The sequence below is a fragment of the Pseudomonas syringae group sp. 26L6 genome (genome assembly GCF_032587815.1).
Lineage (GTDB): Bacteria > Pseudomonadota > Gammaproteobacteria > Pseudomonadales > Pseudomonadaceae > Aquipseudomonas > Aquipseudomonas amygdali.
The window spans coordinates 160,932-179,939 of sequence record NZ_JAWHPJ010000020.1; the positions used below are offsets into that span (position 1 = coordinate 160,932).

Genomic DNA, 19,008 nt, shown 5'->3' on the forward strand with positions numbered 1-19,008 from the left:
TTTTCACTTTCAATGGAATTGCGTCATGAACGACTCAGCACTGCCCAACGACCTGCGCCTGGATACCGTACGCACTGCTTACCTGTCCGGCCAGATTTCCCCACGCCAGCTGATTCTGGCGCTACGGGAAAAAGCCGCAACGCTCAACGCGGATTATCACCTGTTCATTCACCTGCTCAGCCCGGCTGAACTGGAGCCCTATCTGGCCGCGCTGGAAAATCGCGATATTCAAAGCCTGCCACTGTATGGCGTGCCCTTCGCGATCAAGGACAACATTGATCTGGCCGCCATTGCGACCACCGCTGCCTGCCCGGCGTACGCCTACACGCCAGAGCGCTCGGCAACCATCGTCGAGCAATTGATCGCGCTGGGGGCGGTGCCCATGGGCAAGACCAATCTGGACCAGTTCGCCACCGGCCTGAATGGCAGCCGCTCGCCCTATGGCGCCTGCCCCAACAGTGTCTTGAAAGAGTACCCGTCCGGCGGCTCAAGCTCTGGTTCGTCACTGGCGGTCGCGCTGGAGGTCAGTAGCTTCTCGCTGGGCACTGACACGGCGGGTTCGGGCCGTGTGCCCGCAGCGTTGAACAATCTGGTGGGGCTGAAAGCCAGCAAGGGGCTGATTTCCACCGCTGGTGTCGTACCCGCTTGCCGTACGCAGGATTGCGTGTCGATCTTTACTGCCACAGCAAGGGAAGCCAGCCAGTTGCTGGGGCTGGTTGCCACGCTTGATCCGCACGATGAATACAGCCGACACAACCCGCAGTGGAATGACCTTTCGGCATTCGGCGCACCTCGACCGTTTCGCTTCGGCGTACCACGCGCTGAAGACCTGGAATTCTTTGGCTGTAACGAAGGACCGAGGCTGTTCAGCGCGGCCATCGCCCATCTCACTGCGCTGGGCGGGGAAGCTGTCAGGGTGGACCTGTCACCGTTTCTCGAAGCGGCGCGGTTGTTGTACGAGGGGCCGTGGGTGGCCGAACGCTACAGCGTCGCCGGGCAGTTAATGGAAGAACACCCTGATGCGGTATTGCCGGTGATCCGCGACGTGCTGGCCAAGGCACCCCAGGTCAGCGGGGTCGATACGTTTCGGGCGCAATACCGTCTACAGGCGCTCAAGGTGATTTGCGATCGGGCGCTTGAAGGGCTGGATTGTGTGGTAACGCCGAGCATCGGCCGCCCGGTAACTTCAGCAGAACTGGCTGCCGAGCCAGTGCTGCGCAATTCGGAGCTGGGCTATTACACGAACTTCGTCAACCTGCTCGACTACACCGCCATCGCCGTACCCAGTGCCTTCATGAGCAACGGTCTGCCGTGGGGCATTACGTTGTTCGGACGGGCATTCACCGATCAGTACCTGCTCAGTCTGGCCGATGCTTTCCAGCGGCACACCGACCTGTCTTTGATCGGCGGTGAAGCACCTCGATTGCCCGCGCCGAAGGCCGTAGCAGGTAACGATATGGCCCGGCTGGTGGTCTGCGGCGCGCACCTGGACGGACTGGCGTTGAACTGGCAGCTCAAGCGACGCGGTGCCCGTTTGCTGGAGTGCACACACAGCTCAGCCGACTATAAATTGTTCGCGCTGGCCGGTGGCCCGCCCTTTCGTCCAGGCATGGTACGGGTGGCCGAAGACGGTGTGGCCATTGAGGTGGAAGTCTGGGAGTTGCCCAGTGTCGAGCTGGGTTCGTTTCTGACCGGCATTCCGGCACCGCTGGGCCTGGGGAAGGTGCAACTGGCCGATGGCCGCTGGGAGAACGGGTTTATCTGTGAAGCCTACGGCCTGACAGGTGCTCGCGACATCAGCCATCTCGGCGGCTGGCGTGCCCACTTGCAACAGATGTAAGCGAAAAGGCGGCAGGCTCTGACGTGCCGCCCTTTCTGAAACAGCTCTGTTACTCCAAAGGCTCTGCCACTACTACATAGTTATGTCATGTTCGGACGGCCTTGCCGACATAGTGCGCATCCACTCACTTCGACCAGCCGTCATGAACCACATCTGGAGTCCGCTTCACCAGGACACCCTCCTTCACGCCTCATCATTTCTGCTGGAACAGCCAAGCGTTCTGCTGCCCGAGTACAGCAACAGCCGACACGATACGCTCAATGCCTGGGCGCCCTTTACCCTGCCTGCGCTCCAGCTTCCACCCCGTGAACAGCCACTGCCGCCGCTGGCCGAGAAGCACGCTAAGCAAGATAAGACCGCACGCATCGAACGCACGCTCGAAGCACTGCGCAAAAGCCCGGGTTTCCAGCTGATCGCCAACTCGGCCTTGCTCCTTGAAGCGTGCCAGCTGGATATGGACTTCCCGCCGACTCGAAAACACTATGTCCACCAACAACTCGTCATGCTGCTCGAACAAAAGACCGGCAAGACGCTGGACCCGGACACGCTGCGGATCACGTTCAGCACGCAGACCCTGCCCGCCCTGAACGACGAGGGGCATGAGCGTTACAGCCTTGACATGTCGCTGACCAACGTAGCACTGGCGGTCTTCGATCCAGAACGGTTCGTGGCCCTGTATCGCAGTGAAATCATCGACACGCCCTTGTCCGAGGAAGCCCCGTCACTGAGCGCAAGGCAGGTGCTCAAGTGGCTCAGCGAGACACCGCTGGATCGCGACTACAGCATGGCTCTGGAGGCTTTCAGGACACGACACACAGTCACCTGCCGCACCTTGTCGCGGTTGGGTTTTCTGGATGGGCTGGCTCATCGGTTCTTCCACGGGCACATCAGCCGCGACGGCTATTTCCTGACGCTGGACGCTCTGGGGCTCAGCGATTTCCCTGCCGACGTAGCGACACTGGAACAGAGCGGCCGCGGTGAGAAGTCCGAGGTTCGAATCTTGTCACTCAACGGCGAAACGGTGCCGGGAATTTTTCAGGTCAGGTCGAAAACCACCTCCCACTGTTTCATTCACATACTGAGTGCCAAGGGCAACGTCATCGAATACATCAGCGATGATCCGGACCAGATGACCAACAGTCTGCTGGCGGCCCTGAATGCCTCGAAGCTCTATGGCTACACGTTGCATGCGCTTGATCAGGACGCAGGCATCGTTGCCAGCGCGCCGCTGCTCGCAGAAGACGTTTTTACCGAACTGACCCAGGCATCATTCGCCGAGACACAGCTCAACAGCCAGAATATCGACCTGCTCAAGACGGTATCGCGCAGCCTCAAGCTGGCCGGGGCGGTAGACCTCTGGCAGACCAACCCTGCTCTTCTGGAACACATCCCCTCGGCCTCCAGAATGGCTGCGCAGGTCATGGAGAGTTATCTGCTGGAACATCACGGTCTGACGCTCAACCCTGACCACGTGTTCATCGCCTATCAATCCGGTAACTCTATCAGCCCGCTGGGCGGAGCCCGCAATCCACCCACGCATGTTTACACGCCCGATGAAAAACCGATCAGCCTGAGCGAAGCGCTGGTGATCAACTACCGGGTGGATGCTCCTCAGGGCTACATTGATCACGACGGTATTACAGAGGTCTTTCTCGACACCACCGGCCAGGGCGTACGCGCTCAGGGCCAGAGTTTGGCGATCACGCCGCAGGCACTTGAAGACTATATCAAGGCATTCGATTTTCTGAACTGGATGACCAAACGTATCCAAGAATTCTGGGGGCAGCAAAAAGAAGCCATCGAACAGGCACTCAAATCAGCCTTCATCCATCAGGCGCTGATCAGCCTGAAGCGCGGCAGCCTCAAACGCAGCGGTTTCGATCAAGTCGTTGAAGCGCTCGCCCCTTCTGCGCCCAATCACTGGCTGGTACTTGGCTTCTTCGTTCAGGGCTCGCTGATCGACGGCATGGAACATCAATACACCGGGCTGTTGATACTTGAGCAACCCGGTAAACCGAAGGTGCTCTATCAGCCTGGGTATCCCGAAGCCTTTATCGAGTTTACGGACGGCGATGCACTTGAACGCTATCTGAACCTGAAGACCGCCCAACCGGACTGGCGTGAAGCCGTGATGCGCTACGTTCCCGTGCGCCATCACCAACGTCTGGACTACCTGTTCAAGCTATGGGGCGGCGTTCAGGCACCCGGTCCGCCCGTCTCCATCCTGCGCCCGTGGACGGATGCGCTGTACAACCCAGACGCTCGAAAAGCCCTGCACCACTCATTGTGTGAAAAAAAACTGGAGGGATCGCCGTTCGGTTATCTGCATCAACTCCTGAAACAGAATTCGCTGGCTGATGCAGAAGAGCAGATCGTGACCTCCGCACAGGTTTCGCTGGCGTACTGGACAGACCGCCTACACCACTTACAGCGTTTGCTGGTGCCCATGTCTCTGTTGCTGACACCGGCGTTTTTAACGTCGCTTGCAGCGGATGTCGGCCTTACTGCACTGAGCATTGCCTCCGCGAATTTGCCGGGCAGTCGTTACGCAGAAAAGAATCAGGCGCTGCAGGCAACATTATCGCTGGGCTTGTTACAGCTTGGGCCCCAGACACCGAGACTACTGCGCACACTGACCAAAATCGTCAAACCTGCCGGTCATACAGCGGGGGCGTCTTTAGTGTTGTCCGGTGGCTCACGAGGCTCCAGCCATTTAGGCGCGCGGCCATTAAAACCGCGCCATACACGACTGGAAAAATTCTTTCATACCGACGCCCTGCTAAAACGCTGGACCATCACCAGCATAGTGTCGCCCGGTTTGTTGCCGGTGCATGCCTGGAAGCTGGGCCGCCGTTTCCTGCTCTGGACGTCGGACAGAGGTCAGGCGCGGACACTGGTGGTCAGCACCCACGGGTACTACACCCCGTGGACTGCGACGGTGAAGATCCCCAACGGCACGGAGATCCGCACCTATGCGCCGCATGGTTATGAATTGGTCGACCCCAAATTGCACCGTATCGTCAACAAGAATGCCCGGCCGTTTGCCATTTCCAATACAAAGGAAAATATCCTGATGTATCCAGTAGCCGCGCATGAGCCATTGCTGATGACGGACAAGATAATCGCGGGCACTTCACTGCCCGGCAGGCTTAAGAACTACAGCCTGTCCAAGTTCCAGACAACCAGTTACGAAACCTATGACGATATTGCACGGGTGGTAGGCGACTCGAACGCATCGCCCCTCAAGGGCTGGTTACCGCCAACGCCAATGGATGTACTGACGGTACGCAACCGCTTCGGCAAGACGCCACCGTCGTTGAGCGACCTGTTCAACAGCCTGTCGACACAGGGCATCCATTACGACAGGGTGCTGCTGGTGCACTGCCGATGCGCAGCAATATCTGCACTGTTGCGGCGCACACCGGTTTATCATCCCCCTGCAACATAGCCAATTGGCAGGAGCGCCTGAACCAACTGCCCCGATCATCGAGCAAGACAATCGCCATGAAAGACACCCGCCTTTGCCCTCTGTGCGGCTTCAACAACCAGTGCAGCCTGGCTGACCCGCTTACGGCAGATCAGGCCTGCTGGTGCTTTTCGGAAAGCATCGACCCGGCTTTGCTTGAAGCCCTGCCTGCGGACATCCGCGACAAGGCGTGTCTGTGTCCGCGTTGCGCCGGGATCCAGGAGGCCGCATCCGGCCAGTCTGCCGACCGGATCAACAAGTAGGATGCGCCCCCCATCCCCTATCCGCCGCTGTCGCCATGCGTCTTGATCGCTTCCTCAGTAACCTGCCAAGCCTCAATCGCAAAAGCGTGCGCCTGGCGCTGGCCAGCGGGCGGGTGCAGGTAGACGGGCAAACAACCAGCGACCCGCACCACGAAGTGCGCGAGTTCAGTCGCGTAGCGCTCGACGGGGAAATACTGCAAGCCGGCAAAGCTGCACGCTATTTCATGCTGCACAAACCTGAAGGCTGCGTCAGCGCGACAGTTGATACACAGCACCCGACAGTCCTCGACTTGCTGGACGAGCCTGACAGACACGAGCTGCATATCGCCGGGCGGCTGGACTTCAACACCACTGGCCTGATGCTGATTACCAACGATGGTCAATGGTCACGACGCCTCACCCAGCCGCAGACCAAAATGCCCAAAGTGTATTACGTCGAGACCGAACAACCGATCGACGAACGCTACGCAGCCACATTCGCTGCCGGTATGTATTTTTCATTTGAGAACATCACCACGCAACCAGCGCAATTAACCCTGCTGGGGCCACATAGCGCACGCCTTACTATTGTCGAAGGTCGTTATCACCAGGTGAAACGGATGTTCGGTCACTTCAATAACAAAGTGCTGCGCCTGCACCGGGAGAATATTGGCGCGCTGGCGCTGGACCCTGCCCTGGCACCCGGCGGCTACCGGGCGTTGCACGCTGCGGAAATCAGCCTGTTCTGAAAAGTCACAACCGTTTGGCGGATTACGCAAACAAGGTACGAATGACACTTGCGGGTTAACGGATCGACTGCTTGACTGGGATTGTCAGTCCTTATGCGACTGATGAGTCAATCCATTATTCCAAGAAACACTTTGTCGTATCGAGCCGCTGGTTCGCGACACATTGCCCGCCAATAACAATACCTGTCGAACAGCTTATCGGATCGACATGGGCCTTTAATCGGCTATCGCCTGCCTGTCACGAAACTCGTGCAACGTCATGTGCACGTCTACCTGTTTACGCCAGGAGTTACACCTATGTCGCCAGAAAAAGCAGTGCTGGACATACAAGGACAGTTTCGGGTTTATACCGAGTTCTATCACACCGATGCCGCCGCAAAGACCATCATTCTGGTCAACGGCTCACTGGCCACCACCGCGTCATTTGCTCAGACCGTCCGCAACCTTTACCCCACCTTCAACGTGGTGCTGTACGACCAGCCTTACTCGGGCAGGTCCAAGCCACATAACGTGCACGGCGCACCGCTGACCCGGGAAGAGGAAGGTCAGCTTTTGCTGGAACTGATCGACCATTTCAACGCCGAGCACGTTCTGTCCTTCTCCTGGGGCGGCGCAGCTACGCTGGTTGCACTGGCGCATCAACCTAGACGCATCGAAAGCGCGGTGATCAGCTCGTTCTCCCCGGTCATCAACGGTGCCATGCGCGAGTACCTGGACAAAGGCCTCGACTACCTCGGCGCACATAGCCGTTACGACATGGGGCATTTGATCAACAACACTATCGGCAAGCACCTGCCGGCGCTGTTCAAGCGCGTCAACTATCGCCACGTCAGCAGCCTGGACGGTCATGAATATGACCAGATGCACTATCACTTCAGTCAGGTACTGGAGCTTGACCCGGACAACTACCTGACAGCAGGGCAGCGCATCAAGGTGCCGGTGCTGTTCATCAATGGCGCCTGGGACGAGTACACCTCCGCGAACGACGCCGCGCAGTTCTCCCGATACCTGCAGAACTGCAGCTTCAACACCATCGAAGCCACAGGCCACTTCCTGGACATGGAACACAAGGCCGCCTGCCGCGACTCGAAACAGGCGCTCATGAACTTCCTGCAACCGGCACACGCGTCACCCAGCGTCTACAACCGGGTTCAGGGCCACCATGCTTTCGCCTTCTGAAACCCGTGAGCGCCTCTCCGTCAGCCCACACGCATGTGCAGCTGGCGGGGGGTGTGATCAGGAGGGAAATCGCTGCGCGGTGAAATTAGCGCTTCAAATCAAGGCAGGGTTCTGGTACAAAGTCAGCCGCTCAGAGCAGCTCCCAGAGCGGGTATAGTTTAGTGGTAAAACGAAAGCTTCCCAAGCTTTAGTTGAGGGTTCGATTCCCTCTACCCGCTCCATTTCTCTCCTGACACGTTAATTCTCCTCAAATCTCCGAATGGCACGTAGCGTGACAACCTCTACCGCTGTCCGAGCGGGATCTACGCTTCTTCGCATAGCTGCTCATGTTCGGTATCGCTTCTATCTTCAGTCAGACTGATATCCATACATCAACGCATTCCAGCCACCTGACCGCCGAAAAAGCGATAGTACACAGCGTCTGGAATGACGACTTACCAAGCTTGGGTACATGCTAACGACTTGGCAGGAAGCACGTGCTCGTGCCAGCTCAAGCTTCAGAACCCTGGAAACTGAAATCAACTACCTGACTGTTTTTTGAAGATGGCCTGCGAACGTTAACAGGCCACTATCCGTTGCACCCAAGCCATCAAGTTCAGAGGGGCCTGAGGGTAACCAACATCCCGCCAGTCCCATCCTCAATCAACCAAATAGCAACGTCAGGCGCAACACCTTTGACCTTATCCCCCCGGGGAGGATAAGGTGTCAGCCTGGATCATTCACCCAACAGGCTCAAGCGATGAGTGAGCACGAACATCCGTATGACCATACGCACCAGTCACACGAGGCGATCATCAAACGTCTCAAGCGTGCAGACGGCCACTTGCGAAGCATCATCACCATGATCGAAGACGGCCGCGAATGCGTGGACATTGCTCAACAGCTTCATGCCGTCGAGAAAGCGATATGTCAGGCGAAACGCACGCTGATCCAGGATCATATCGATCACTGCCTTGAAAACACCATGGGGGCTCTTGCCAAAGGCGAGCGAGCGCCACTTGAAGCCTTCAAGCAAATCACTAAATACCTGTAAGGCCTCACATGCCCGACTTTGCCGATTTATTGCAGCGAGGCGGTGCCAACGCTTGGCTGTACTTCCCCAGCGCCGTCCTTTTAGGGGCATTGCACGGCTTGGAGCCGGGGCACTCCAAAACCATGATGGCGGCATTCATCGTGGCCATTCGGGGATCGGTGAAGCAGGCTGTCATGCTCGCGCTGGCGGCAACGCTATCCCATACTGCTGTTGTCTGGTTGGTCGCTATCGGCGGCATGTATCTGGGTCAGGGCCTGGATGCCGAAACGACCGAGCCCTACTTTCAGCTTGCGTCCTCAGCGCTGATCATCGCCATCGCGCTGTGGATGTTGTGGCGCACATGGCGCGGCGAGCAGCTGTTTAAATTCAAAGAAGAAAACGGTGGCCACAGCGATCACCACGACCACGAAATACACCATCACAGCCATGACCAGGACCAGGAACACCACCACGGCCTTAGCCATGATCACAGCAATCCGCACAGATTCACGCTGGCTGCCGAGGGTTATCAGGATGCTCATGAGAAGGCCCATGCCGAAGACATTCGCAAGCGGTTCACCTATCGTGAGGTCAGCAACGGTCAGATCCTGATGTTCGGTTTGACCGGTGGGCTCATCCCTTGCCCAGCCGCAATCACTGTTTTACTGCTGTGCCTGCAAGTGAAGCAAGTCACGCTAGGGGCCGCGATGGTGCTTTGTTTCAGCATTGGTTTGGCAATCACTTTGATGACTGTCGGAGCCGCTGCCGCTATCGGCGCTCGCAAAGCATCAAACTGTTTTCCCTGGCTCAATGCAGCTGCCCGACGAGCCCCGTATCTTTCCAGCGTATTGATCATTTGCGCCGGCGTGTACGTGGGTGTCCACGGCTGGAACGGATTGTATTCGTGAGATGACATCGTGTTCGAGCTGACCAGCTATCTGGGCCTCTTTGCCGTGGCATTTGGTGCCGCAACGCTTCTGCCGCTGCAATCTGAAGCGGTATTGGCTGGCATGCTCCTTTCGGAACATTACGTGACGACACTTCTGTTGCTGACTGCAACGACGGGCAATGTTCTGGGGTCGGTCGTGAACTGGTATCTGGGGCGCTCGGTTGAACGCTTTCGGCACAAGCGCTGGTTCCCCATCAGCGAGCGACACCTCGACAAAGCTCAAATCATTTACAGACGCCATGGACGCTGGGCATTGTTGCTAAGTTGGGTGCCTATCATCGGTGACCCGATCACCATGATCGCCGGTGTCCTGCGTGAGCCGCTTTGGAGCTTTCTGCTGGTTGTCACTTTTGCAAAAGCTTTACGCTATTTGACGCTGACAGCGATCACGCTGGGGTGGGCGGTATAGAGGAGACCGGCAGTGGTGGCGCCGCACTCCGTCGCTGATCCAACCCATGCTTCACCCTAACCCCATCTTGTGCTTTCATCGTGCGCCTTATTAAACTCTCAAGGACGAAAAATGCGTGCTGCCATTCTGATGCTGATCATTGCCTGCGTTACAGGCTGTGCATCCAAGCCCAATTACTACGTATCGCCCACCCCGGTCTACATTTCCGCCACCGCCACTTACTGGGTTGAATCTTTCAAGATAGCCCTGGAAGGTGAGAACGATCGCTTTCTTTCAAGGGCCCAGTTAGAAGAGGGTCTTGAACTGGAATTGATCAATCAGTTGAAGCAGGCCCATCGTTATGCAACGACAAAAGAGAGTGCCGATTACCTGCTGGACATTACGGGCTTGTACAAACGACGTATCGGTGACTCAAAAGGCGGATTCATATCGTTTATCGTCGATGACAATACGGTGATGGGCAGCGTGGACTTCAGCTATCAGGTCTCGGTAAAAAAAGCGGAGAAGGAGCTACTCCACTTTGGCCAGTACCGGGATTCGCTTCAGCCTGCCGGAGTGATGGGCAATTGGGAAAACATGAGGACGATGGCCGGAGCTATTACCAACAAAGGTAATTCCGACGTAGAAAAATTTTATATTCGTGTACTGCCTCGCTTCATTGTCGACGATATCAAAGCCATCCCCTCGCGCTGATATCGCGTTGCGTATGCCCAGCCTTACTGCACCCAGAGGCTGAAACGCACCCAAACTGATGATAAGGACCTCACGTACTTCATCGGCTAACAGTGCCAGGCCATTGCGCGGGCAACCAAGGAATCACGATACGTCACGAAGCTATCGTGATTCCCATGAACCAACATCCACCTTCCCCACTCCCGCGTCACGCATCACCTGCCCTCTGGCCTCTTGCGCCGAAACCGGCACCACCAGAAACTGCCGATAATCCCTGAAAGCCTCCAGCACAGATGTGTCCTGAGGACGATAATCATCGCCACTCATCTGTTGCTGATTCGCCACACACGCTCTTCCAATAACACTCATACACACATCGTTTGCGCCAGTTGAACCCGGCCCAAACAAAGCAAACGCTGTACCCGGCTGATCCGTATCGTTGAACAGTGGATGGGCTACGTTTTCAAAATCATTCCCTTCCACCAGCAACTGTGAGGATGAAGTCCGCGACATGATTGCGCCTTGGTAAGTCATGCGCTGAAAGACGTTATTGACCAGTTGAGCGCGGACTTGCGCATTATTCATGCCCCCGGAGTGCGGCGCTCTTCCCGAGGCGTCGTGTATGTAGTTTTTTGACAGCGTCAGCGTGTCCTGACTGCCGAGGAACAGCCAGACCCAGTAATGATGGCCATCGCAGGTCGACGAGTAAGGCGTGCGACCATCGAACTCATTGCTGGAAATGGTGACGTGTGAAGCAGTGCCCCAACCTGTCACGATCATTTGTCTGCCGATACGGGCGAAGGTGTTGTGGTCAATCCACACACCATCGGCTTTGTTCAGAGTGAGCGCATCTCCGCCCCATACGACACTCGGGTTGATGTCTAAAAGCGTCAGGTTACGGACAATCACGTTATGCGCGCCGTCACCGATGAACAGTCCTGCACCTTGGATACCGGCCTTTTTGCCCACGCCTATCAGGGTCTTGTTCGATCCGACTTTCAGTGGCTTCAGCCCTGCATTGTCGTAGGTCACCATGACCGGTGGCCTGGATTGGCAGAAGTTGTTGGGGCCATTGAGAGCAAGCTGCTCGCCGCCATGCGGACACTGCTTGACCATGCAGCCCGGTTCGGTGGTTTCGGCGCTGCCTTTGGCAACGAGACTCCCGCGAAAGTCGAACAGGTGCTCCAGCACAATGACCCGCGGGGTTTCATCGGTACAGGCACCGCGCGAGTCGTAAGACGCGCACAGTGCAGACCGAAGCTGGTCAAGCGTTGAAGGGTATACTGCCGCGGCGGCTCCGCCACCCGTAACCCCTTTGGCAAAACCTTCCGGCAAGTCCGCTGCCTCCAGGTATTGCGCACCCGACAGCATCAGGAACAAAGCAGAAACGCATTGCAAAAGAGCACCCCAAAGCCTCATTTGTTGAACTTCCAGTCCTATTCGCGAAGGGTCGCGAAAACAGTCTGAATGCTAAACGCAGAGCGGCCTCCCTTACTCGTATTCTGTAGACTTGGTCAGGCTCTGTTCAGCCGCGAGCATCCCTCACGAAAACGCCAGCTCCATTCTGATACTGTCGATTCCAGGACCATGCCCGTCCACTTCGACAGAGGTCACGACAAACCCCAGATTCAAGTAGAAGCCCTGAACGTGCTGGCTGGTATCGATGTGGGAACGGGTAACGCCCGGTAATGACCTTACGACATCAAGTCTCGCCTGGGTCAGAAACCTGCCCAGGCCGCTACCGTGTTGCTCACCGTGGACCATGCCCCATGTAAGCTCGGCCACTGACGGGTTTGACAGCACGAGGTATCCCCCGCAAGCCAGAACATCGCCATCACGCTCGACAACGAAATACTGACCCAACGGTGCCATCAGGAAGCTGGCAAATTGCTTGCGCTCCGCAGGATCAAAGTAACGCGGTACGTTGCTGTCGAAAATATCCAGACAGATATTCCGGGCCGAAAGTGTGTAGGGTAAGAGCGTTGCCATTTTTAGCCTGTCTGTTGCGGTTAATCACATTGCCTGACGAAATATCTCCTGAATCTGCTCAAGATCGGCACGACGCGGATTGGTCAGACCGCACGCATCTTTCAGGGCATTGGTCGCCAGGATCGGGAAATCCTCTTCCTTGACGCCAAGCACCGCCAGCCCCGCCGGGATTTCCACGGCAGCCGACAGTGCGCGAATGGCCTCGATTGCCGCCTGAGCACCTTCTTGCGGAGAAAGACCACGAATATTGCAGCCCATCGCATGCGCAACATCAGTCAGGCGCGCAGCGCTGACGCTGGCGTTGAAACGCTGAACATGAGGCAGCAATACGGCGTTGCACACACCGTGCGGCAAATCATAGAAGCCGCCCAGTTGATGCGCCATGGCGTGTACATAGCCCAATGATGCGTTGTTGAACGCCATGCCGGCCAGAAACTGTGCGTAGGCCATGTTTTCGCGTGCAGTAATGTTCGCTCCATTGGTGAAGGCGTCGCGCAGATTGTTGGCAATCAGTGCCATGGCCTGCAACGCGCAGGCATCCGTGATCGGATTGGCAGCCGTCGAGACATAGGCCTCTATCGCGTGAGTCAAGGCATCCATACCGGTGGCGGCGGTCAGTGACTTGGGCATGGCAATCATCATGTTCGGGTCGTTTACGGATAACAGTGGCGTCACGTTACGGTCAATGATGGCCATTTTTACGTGGCGCACTTCGTCGGTAATGATGCAGAAGCGGGTCATTTCGCTGGCGGTTCCGGCGGTGGTGTTGATCGCGATCAGCGGCAACTGCGGTTTTGCCGAACGGTCGACGCCTTCATAGTCGCTGATATGCCCACCGTTACTGGCGCACAGGGCAATGCCCTTGGCGCAGTCGTGAGGTGAACCGCCGCCCAGAGAAATCACGAAATCGCACTGGCGTTCCCGCAGCAAGGCCAGACCGTTCTCGACGTTGGCGATGGTCGGGTTGGGTTTGGCACCGTCATACACTACCGAGTCGATGCCCTGCTCCACCAACAGCCCCGCGACCTGACTGGCCACACCGGCCTTGGCCAGCCCTGCGTCGGTCACGATCAGCGCCTTGAGAAATCCGTATTTGCGAATGGCGAGCATGGCTTCATCAATGCAGCCAGTGCCGATGATGTTCACTGCGGGGATGAAAAAGGTGCTGATCATGACGGACCCTCGTGGGTAGCTCGGATGCTTGGGTGATAGCCCAAGCATCCGCCGTGTGCGAGGTACAACCATTGACCTGGCGCAATGAAGCAGCCTGATAGCAGACCGTTGGTCGAAGACTCTTCGGTCTACGTGTGCAGGGTGGCTATTTCAGCCGATGAAGCCGTCCGCCCTCAGCAGCGTTTCAAGGCACTGCTCGCTGATGCCGTAAAACGTCTTCAGCTCCTGGATACGCGCGATCAACAGGTCCGGGTTGACCGGTTCGGCGCGCTTGACCGCCAGGATCATCTTGTTCTTGTTGGTGTGCTCCAGAGAGATGAACTCAAAGACCTTGGTTTCGTAACCGCACGCTTCCAGCAACAAGGCACGCAGGCTGTCCGTGACCATTTCTGCCTGCTGGCCCATATGCAGGCCGTATTGCAACATCGGTTTCAGCAAGGCCGGGCTCTGGATTTGCAGGCGAATCTGTTTGTGGCAGCACGGCGAGCACATGATGATCGAGGCGCCGGAGCGAATGCCCATGTGAATGGCGTAGTCGGTTGCGATGTCACAGGCATGCAGCGCGATCATCACATCCAGCGCGCTGGGCGCGACAGTACGCACATCGCCGTGCTGGAACGTCAGGCCGGGGTGTTCAAGACCCGCCGCAGCGTTGTTGCACAAGGTGACCATGTCCTCACGCAGCTCGACACCGGTCACCTGCCCTTGCGCCTGCAAGGTATTGCACAGGTAGTCATGGATCGCGAAGGTCAGGTAGCCCTTGCCTGAGCCAAAGTCTGCCACCTTGATCGGCTGATCTAGCTTGAGTGGCGATGAACTCAAGGCATGGGAAAACACTTCGATGAACTTGTTGATCTGCTTCCACTTGCGCGACATCGCAGGGATCAGTTCATGCTGCCGATTGGTGACACCCAAGTCGGCCAGGAACGGGCGGCTCAGCTCCAGATAGCGCTTTTTCTCACGATCATGCCCGGCCGAAGGAGCTTCACGCTCCTGCTGAGCCTTGCTTTTGAACAGCGTGCTCTTGCCCTTCTTGCTGAACTCCAGCTGCACCTCGTCGGTCAGCGACAGCAGGTGCGCGTTCTTGAACGATTCAGGTATCAGGCTGGCAATAGCGCCCACCGCTTCTGCAAGCGGAAAATTCTTGGTGATATCGCGGGTCTTGTAGCGATACACAAAGGTAAGGCATGGCTGTTCCTTGACGGTCAGCGGTTTAATGATGACCCGCTGTAATTCGGCCTCGCTGCCCACGTATTTGGCCAGCACCAGCTTGATCAGCGAGTTTTGCGACAGGCTGGTGTCCAGCAGGCCGAGAAACTGCGCGCGGTGATCGGTCGCAGTGTTGGATGACGTGGGGGTAATGACTGACATTGAAAATGTGCCTCAAACGTCCCGGCCGGGACTCGAAAAATCAGACCGGCATTTTAGGCGCGTCGACGCGTCAAGGGCACCTCTATTTTTCAAAGACTACACACACTGTTTGCACGAACCTACACACCAAAGCGAAACACACATAACCTGTAAAACAATCACGACGAAATTCACGAGCCATTACTTGTACCGCGCAAAAACACCTTTATAGTCGCCCTCACTGATGACAGACAATCAGATCTCACTCCTGGAGCTTTTTGCTCTAACAGAATAACTTGTACAAGGAACGTGCAGTATGTTGAGTCAAGCAGCACTCTTGGAAAACGAAGATATCGCACGGGTTACTTTAAAACCCGTAGAGTACTTGAGCGTCATACTCGATGATGAAAAAAGCGGAGGCCGGAGCGCGGCACTTATTCTGACCAGGGAAGACATCCTCAGTCTTAAGCGTTACGAGCGTCACGCCCTGAACATTCCCACCTCGCTTACTCGTGTCGAACAGCAATTGGGTTTTACAAGAAGTTACATTCCCGGGCTTGAGCCTGAAGATATGCTAGTGACTTACCAGGCAATCAATAATCATGGCAAGAGCTGGCTCAGTATCGAGGATGGCATCAAACGCAGCGGGTTCGCCATTGAATTGTTTGCCACCCAATTCTCGAGACAGGGCGAACAGATCATCAACTACATCGAAAAAATGGATTTTGCCAGACAACTGGACATGACCGTTGCCGATTTAAACATCGAAGAGGTCCGTAACACTGCGCCGGTACCACTGGGTGAAACCGATCAGAGGGTGTGTATCACGCTGGCAGAGTTTCTGAAGAAAACGGCGTCACAAATAAAAAACCATCAGCACGCTGCGCAAACCCTGGCGGACCACATCGATACGTTCAGCACCGTCCTGAGCGTCCAGCTCATTCCCGGCATCAATGACAAGGTGAAACTGGCAAATTGTTCTGATCTGGACCAGCAGATCCAGGATCTGGAAAAAGATATCGAACAACTGACGACGGAAATCGAGCAGAAAAACAACGAGTATAAAACCGCTCTATATAATATTGCCTGGGGTCTTTTCGGCGGGCCCATCGGGGTCGCTATCACGGGGGGCATTTTTGGTGCCCAAGCAGAGGAAATCCGAAAAGAAAAAAATCGAATGGTGGCTTCCAAGAACGAGAAAGTTCAAAAACTCGAAGAAAAATCTCCTTTGGCAGCCGCCGTTCGCAGCCTGCAAATACTGTTTGAAGACATGAATATTCGTATGATGGACGCTCACCAGAGCGCCACCCATTTGAAAGACCTCTGGACCATGCTGGCGGCGTATATCGACCGTTCTGCCAGTGAACTTTCAGCGATCACGACTGATCAGGCGCTGATGATTTTCGCTATGCAGTTTCAAGGCGTAGTCACACCTTGGCGGGAAATAAGAGGCATGGCAAATCAGTTACTTAAGATATTTGATAGTGCACTGGATCAGTTTCAACGCGAACAGCAATCCGGCAAGAGAGGACAATGATCATGAGCACTGAAACCCTGAGTGAGCCGTTGGTCCTCACCCCTCCTGACAATAAAGTCATGACAGCCGCCCGCCAGAATATTCTTGCGCAGGTGAGCACTTTGAAGCTGAACTTTCTGCCGGCCATGAAAGAAAAAATGCTGCCGCTTCAAGACGCATTGATTAGCGCAGACAAGGTCTATCGCCAGGAACTGGCCAATATCACCGTGCAGTTGAATACTGTAAACCTGAAACCGATCGATCAGAAACAACAACTGATTGAGGCCGACGCAACGCTCAGCGACAAACAGAAACAACAAGCGATCAACCTGCTGAACGGGCAGCGCATTCGCCAGGTATCGAATATCACAGCAGCGGTACGCCGCAGCGCGGCGGCCATTGCCGAGCACAGCGACAATGTGGCGCAGATAAACCTGACGCTGGAAAGCAATCGTTTGCTGGAAACACTCCAGCAACAGATCGACAGCATCACCCAACGATCAGCCACGTTAGAAAGCGCAATGGCTTTAATCGCTGAAGACCGACGCCTGCTTGACGCAACGATCAGTACGCTTGAAAAGTACAACATTGCCGACCTGTTCAAGGAACTACTGCCTACCCAGGAGGAGCTACAGCTCATCATCACACCATCGCCAGAGCTTGCGCTGGTCTCCGCAGGGATTGCCAGACTCGAAAAACTACTCGACAAGATCAGCAGCGCCCTGACTTACCTTGATCTTACTCGAGAACGCGACAGGCTGAGGTCGCGCTATAACGCCCTGCTCGACGACTCCCGCATGTCTACCCAGGAAACAAAGGTAATCAAGGAAAAACTCGACGAGTTGACAGGGCTCGCTGGCGTCGCTCAGAGCAAAGCACTTTGGGTACAAGAAGCGAAAAAGGTTTATCAATCGCTCTATCATTTTCTTGATCAGATAACATCGCCAAGTGATGCATCGGCGTTGATCAGCCAGCATGTCGAACAACTGAAGACCTACATAAAATCGTTTTATGACGTAAAACGTATCGTCTGACCCGGACGATTTTCAAGCAAGGCAGATGTCGATAAAATCGACATCTGCCTTTTGCCGTTACCCCAACACCACCAGCCGATTCGGCAGCTCATTCCTGCCGTGCGTCACTGGAACGTGATCGGCAAGCAACTCGCCACAGGCATGGATACAGCCAAGAAACCCCTGCAAGGTCTGCCCGTCTCTGACCTGCTGGGTAAATACGTCGACCATCGCCTTCCAGGTATCGTCATGCAGACGACTGGCAATGCCATGATCAACCAGAATTTCGACATACCGTTCGGCCTCACTGACAAAAACCAGAATGCCGGTTCCGTCATGGGTCTTGTGCAGGTTTTGTTCAAGAAACTGCCGACGTGCCAGATTTCCGGCTCTCCAGCGCCGAACCGAAAGCGGCACCAGCAAGGCCGACACGTTCGACACGCGGCAGACCAGCGCCACAACAATGAACGTACTCATTTGCGCCAGCATCAGTTCGTCCGCGCTCAACCACTGAACGCAGTAATTGACCGTGCCCGGCAGCAGCAGGCCGATCAACCCGGCCCAGATCAGCGGCATGTACGCGTAGTCGTCGGCACGAGCAGCCAGTACCGTAACCAGTTCGGCATCGGTGCGCTGCTCGACGCGATCAATCGCTTCGGCGACCTGCCGCTGTTCATCTCTGTTCAATAACGCCATGCTTCCCTCATTGACCAATCGATCCGCTACCAGTTGCCCGAAGCCCCGCCACCGCCAAAGCGACCGCCATTGCGGTCAGCGGCCCTTTCACGTGTAGGCCGGGCAGCGGCCCCGCGTTTGATACTGATGATCACGATGCCCAGCACGATGAGGGTCAGAACAATCGCGATCAGCCAGACCTGATCGTCACTGGTCTGCTCTTCATATTCGGACATCTGTCTCGTCGGTTCGGGATAATCCGGTATCTGACCGCCCAAAGCCGCGATAACTGCCCGCGTACCGCGCTCGATGCCGACCGCAAAACGATTGTCGTCAAACTCGGGCGTCATCAACATATCGATGATCAAGGAGGCCTGGGCTTCATTGAAACGATCCTTCAGGGCAGCACCGACTTCCATGAATACTTTGCGCTTGTCACGGTAAACCACCAGCAGAACGCTGTCGTCTTCGCCGTGCGGCCCAAGGCTCCAGGCATCACCGAGTCGGGCTCCGAACTCTTCGATGCTCGTGCCTTGCAGATCGGCCAGGGTCACCACTACAACGCGCTCGCCGGTGGCTTGCTCGTGGGCACGCAGAAGTCTGGCCAGACGAACTGTGGTCTGGCTGTCGAGCATTTGTGCAGCATCGACCACACTGCCGGTCATTGGCGGAAAAACCAGCGCGGCTGGCTCCGCCTCGGCACGCAACCCACCTCCCAATAGCATCACCACGTACAACATCCATTGTGAAACAGACTTCAAAATCAGACCTCCG

At 56.1% G+C, this 19,008-nt stretch carries 17 protein-coding genes and 1 tRNA gene; 12 read left to right on the forward strand and 6 right to left on the reverse strand.

Translation table 11 applies throughout. From position 1 onward, the window contains the following. The first annotated feature begins 25 nt into the window (after positions 1-25). From atzF to RYA97_RS11705, 10 genes are all read left to right on the forward strand, one after another. Positions 26-1,840: an allophanate hydrolase gene (atzF, locus tag RYA97_RS11660; protein ID WP_117140164.1), complete on the forward strand. Its 1,815-nt coding sequence runs from the start codon at positions 26-28 to the stop codon at positions 1,838-1,840. A gap of 142 nt (positions 1,841-1,982) precedes the next feature. Then, complete coding sequence (locus tag RYA97_RS11665; RefSeq protein ID WP_117140163.1) at positions 1,983-5,288, forward strand: dermonecrotic toxin domain-containing protein; 3,306 nt, start codon at positions 1,983-1,985, stop codon at positions 5,286-5,288. Between the two features lie 56 nt (positions 5,289-5,344). Then, a complete protein-coding gene (locus RYA97_RS11670) occupies positions 5,345-5,569 on the forward strand; it encodes a cysteine-rich CWC family protein (protein ID WP_005779194.1) in 225 nt (74 codons plus the stop codon). Positions 5,570-5,604: 35 nt separating this feature from the next. Continuing rightward, a complete protein-coding gene (locus tag RYA97_RS11675) occupies positions 5,605-6,297 on the forward strand; it encodes a pseudouridine synthase (protein ID WP_005779192.1) in 693 nt (230 codons plus the stop codon). A 297-nt stretch (positions 6,298-6,594) separates the two neighbouring features. Further along, complete coding sequence (locus RYA97_RS11680; protein ID WP_117140162.1) at positions 6,595-7,476, forward strand: alpha/beta fold hydrolase; 882 nt, start codon at positions 6,595-6,597, stop codon at positions 7,474-7,476. 147 nt (positions 7,477-7,623) lie between these two features. Then, positions 7,624-7,697: transfer RNA gene (locus RYA97_RS11685), tRNA-Gly, on the forward strand. 518 nt (positions 7,698-8,215) lie between these two features. Further along, positions 8,216-8,509 carry a metal-sensing transcriptional repressor gene (locus RYA97_RS11690; RefSeq protein WP_005745585.1) on the forward strand — a complete coding sequence of 98 codons (294 nt, stop codon included), beginning with the start codon at positions 8,216-8,218 and terminating at the stop codon, positions 8,507-8,509. An 8-nt stretch (positions 8,510-8,517) separates the two neighbouring features. After that, positions 8,518-9,396 carry a nickel/cobalt efflux protein RcnA gene (locus RYA97_RS11695; RefSeq protein WP_117140161.1) on the forward strand — a complete coding sequence of 293 codons (879 nt, stop codon included), beginning with the start codon at positions 8,518-8,520 and terminating at the stop codon, positions 9,394-9,396. Between the two features lie 9 nt (positions 9,397-9,405). Further along, the gene (locus RYA97_RS11700; RefSeq protein ID WP_005779098.1) at positions 9,406-9,846 is read left to right on the forward strand and encodes a YqaA family protein; all 441 of its coding nucleotides are present in this window, start codon (positions 9,406-9,408) and stop codon (positions 9,844-9,846) included. Between the two features lie 111 nt (positions 9,847-9,957). Further along, positions 9,958-10,539 carry a hypothetical protein gene (locus tag RYA97_RS11705; RefSeq protein ID WP_117140160.1) on the forward strand — a complete coding sequence of 194 codons (582 nt, stop codon included), beginning with the start codon at positions 9,958-9,960 and terminating at the stop codon, positions 10,537-10,539. Positions 10,540-10,680: 141 nt separating this feature from the next. Here RYA97_RS11705 and RYA97_RS11710 read toward each other — a convergent pair whose 3' ends face one another. From RYA97_RS11710 to RYA97_RS11725, 4 genes are all read right to left on the reverse strand, one after another. After that, complete coding sequence (locus RYA97_RS11710) at positions 10,681-11,937, reverse strand: polysaccharide lyase family 1 protein (protein WP_117140159.1); 1,257 nt, start codon at positions 11,935-11,937, stop codon at positions 10,681-10,683. A gap of 123 nt (positions 11,938-12,060) precedes the next feature. Then, a complete protein-coding gene (locus tag RYA97_RS11715; protein ID WP_005745579.1) occupies positions 12,061-12,507 on the reverse strand; it encodes a GNAT family N-acetyltransferase in 447 nt (148 codons plus the stop codon). A gap of 24 nt (positions 12,508-12,531) precedes the next feature. Further along, complete coding sequence (gene yiaY / locus RYA97_RS11720; RefSeq protein WP_005745578.1) at positions 12,532-13,680, reverse strand: L-threonine dehydrogenase; 1,149 nt, start codon at positions 13,678-13,680, stop codon at positions 12,532-12,534. A gap of 150 nt (positions 13,681-13,830) precedes the next feature. Next, complete coding sequence (locus RYA97_RS11725) at positions 13,831-15,051, reverse strand: class I SAM-dependent methyltransferase (RefSeq protein ID WP_005745577.1); 1,221 nt, start codon at positions 15,049-15,051, stop codon at positions 13,831-13,833. Between the two features lie 295 nt (positions 15,052-15,346). Here RYA97_RS11725 and RYA97_RS11730 point away from each other — a divergent pair, with 295 nt between their 5' ends. Both RYA97_RS11730 and RYA97_RS11735 read left to right on the forward strand, forming a co-directional pair. Beyond that, on the forward strand, positions 15,347-16,567 hold the full coding sequence (locus RYA97_RS11730) for an alpha-xenorhabdolysin family binary toxin subunit A (RefSeq protein WP_117140158.1): 1,221 nt from the start codon (positions 15,347-15,349) through the stop codon (positions 16,565-16,567). Further along, a complete protein-coding gene (locus RYA97_RS11735; RefSeq protein ID WP_117140157.1) occupies positions 16,564-17,580 on the forward strand; it encodes an alpha-xenorhabdolysin family binary toxin subunit B in 1,017 nt (338 codons plus the stop codon). Before RYA97_RS11730 ends, RYA97_RS11735 begins: the two co-directional genes overlap by 4 nt. Before the next feature lie 57 nt (positions 17,581-17,637). Here RYA97_RS11735 and RYA97_RS11740 read toward each other — a convergent pair whose 3' ends face one another. Together RYA97_RS11740 and RYA97_RS11745 are read right to left on the reverse strand one after the other, a co-directional pair. Continuing rightward, on the reverse strand, positions 17,638-18,255 hold the full coding sequence (locus RYA97_RS11740) for a TPM domain-containing protein (RefSeq protein ID WP_004664032.1): 618 nt from the start codon (positions 18,253-18,255) through the stop codon (positions 17,638-17,640). A 26-nt stretch (positions 18,256-18,281) separates the two neighbouring features. After that, complete coding sequence (locus RYA97_RS11745; RefSeq protein ID WP_162882965.1) at positions 18,282-18,974, reverse strand: TPM domain-containing protein; 693 nt, start codon at positions 18,972-18,974, stop codon at positions 18,282-18,284. Positions 18,975-19,008: the final 34 nt, after the last annotated feature.